This is a genomic window from bacterium endosymbiont of Bathymodiolus sp. 5 South (assembly GCF_900128535.1).
Classification (GTDB): domain Bacteria; phylum Pseudomonadota; class Gammaproteobacteria; order PS1; family Pseudothioglobaceae; genus Thiodubiliella.
On sequence record NZ_FQTR01000230.1, the window covers coordinates 1 to 2,139 of the forward strand.

Genomic DNA, 2,139 nt, shown 5'->3' on the forward strand with positions numbered 1-2,139 from the left:
GTCAATACCGATAGAACAGAACTCAAAGACTTCTTCAGTGAAGTAGACAAACTCCACAAAACCGATGAAGCCGTTACAGCCAAAATAGCCAATAACCCAAAACTAGCCAAAGCCTTAACCGACCCTAACTTAACACCAACACAAAAACAACAATTAGCAACAGAACTGGTGAGTAGCGTTATGGTTGAGTTGGGCTACACGCAAGCCGTGGATATAAAACTGGTTACAGATAGCCAAGATAACAGAAAAGGACATTACGGCGAAGACAACGGCATCTACCTAAACGATGTCAACCTTAATAACACCAAAGATTTAGCAACCACCCTAGGGCATGAAACCAGCCATGCGATAGACAACCAAGACCCAAGTATCAACACCAACCCACAGAACAACGCAAGCAAAGCAGACAATGAAATCTACGCCCAAAACTATGGAGACGACTTTAGCGATTATGTTGAGTTCGCCTCAGAAAACTATGGCGATGGCAGTTTAGCAGATACCAACAATAACAACTTAGGCAACACACCAGCAGAAATACAGAGAAACCAAAAGCTTGTTAACAACAACAATCAGGATTATGCTGGGATTGATAAGAGCAAGGGGGAGGATTTTTTACTTGTAAATCAGCAGATGAATTACGCAAGAGAAATGACAGAATGTGGTAAAAATGGATATAAATGTAAAAATAATATTAGAATAAAATATAAAAAGTTGTATGATAAAAACAGACAAGAAAAACTTGCAGAAATTAAAAGAGAATTAAGCAAACCGCCTTTTTTACGCAACAAGTATAAAACTAAACGAGAATTTGAATCAGCGATCAATTTATTGAATAATAGACCTTTTAAGCAAGAAATAATAAAAATACCAGAGCAAAACTTAAATGGAGTTGAGGTGTTGAGAAAAGAAGAATATGTTTCGAAGTCTAAGGTTAAAACGAAAGAGGATTTGAAGGCTGTTGCGGAGACTGGGTTTAGTTTGACTCCTCCTGGGAGGGTTTATGAAATTGGAAAAGGTGCTGTAGATTTAGTAGATGATTTTAAAAGTGGAAATTTTGAAAAAACAGCAAATAATATTATTGACAGAGTTGTCCCCAAAGGATTGAGAAGAACAGGAGTTTCAAAGACAGCATCTGATAAAATAGGCGCTGGAATAGGGCCAGGAAAAGAATTAGGCAATAATGAATAAAAAATATATTGTTGTTTTTAGTTTTGTTATTATGTTTTTTACAATGCATCCAACATATAGATTATGTAGTGAAAAATGTCTGATACAAGCTCTATTACTTGCAATTATATTCAGTTATTGCAATTTAAATATTTATAAATTTATTAAAGGAGAGGAGTTTGATGAATTTTCTGAATCTGCATACACATTGCCATCGCTTTCTATTGACAATTCTATTAAAAATAAAATTTTTAGGTTGTTTTGGTTTTCGTCTTTTGTTATTGTAAACCTGATAATTTTATATTTTTCTTTCAAACTAAGCTGGCTATTCAATTAAAAACAAACCCATGCTGGAATAATTAGGATTAGTGTGTAATTTATAAAATAATTGAAAAAAAGGTGCCTTGAGGACTCCTATTTTAGTAAATATGTAAATAAGATACTGTCTTAAAAGTCAACCTTTTTTTAATTTTTATTTGTCATTGACTTTTAGGCAACAGAGTTGCCCTTGGGGTTTTACCCCAAACCCCGTCATTAATGCAAAAGCAAGCCAATTTAATTATTATTTTGCATAATTCACATCAAACGGCTGTCCAGATTTTAATACCCCATAAGAGATGACCAATAACTTTCTCATGACCGCACACAGCGCCATACATTACCCAAAAACCTCTGACAACTTTTTAAAATTTCTTATACCAAATTCAAAAAACAACTAAACCAAAAAACTCCACTCTCTACTACACAAATTTTTAATAAAACCATCCTCACTTAGTATTTCATTCCAAGCCTGACAAGATCTTTCAATAATATCATCATAATTTTGGAATGTAGTATTAGACAAAAATCTTTGTTTAATCTGTTGCCATAGTTGCTCCACTGGATTCAGTTCTGGAGAATAAGGCGGTAATGGTAATAATGTAACATTGCTAAAACAACGAATTGCTTTCGTCATATGCCATCCCGCCCTAC

2 protein-coding genes are annotated in these 2,139 nt (G+C 34.2%); one reads left to right on the forward strand and one right to left on the reverse strand.

All coding sequences use genetic code 11. The features are described from left to right. A partial coding sequence (locus BBROOKSOX_RS10345) for a hypothetical protein (protein ID WP_180323999.1) occupies nucleotides 1–1,188 on the forward strand: 1,188 nt, incomplete at its 5' end. Nucleotides 1,189–1,882: 694 nt separating this feature from the next. Here BBROOKSOX_RS10345 and BBROOKSOX_RS12525 read toward each other — a convergent pair. After that, the coding region (locus BBROOKSOX_RS12525; protein WP_218973737.1) for a transposase at nucleotides 1,883–2,139 on the reverse strand (257 nt) is incomplete at its 5' end.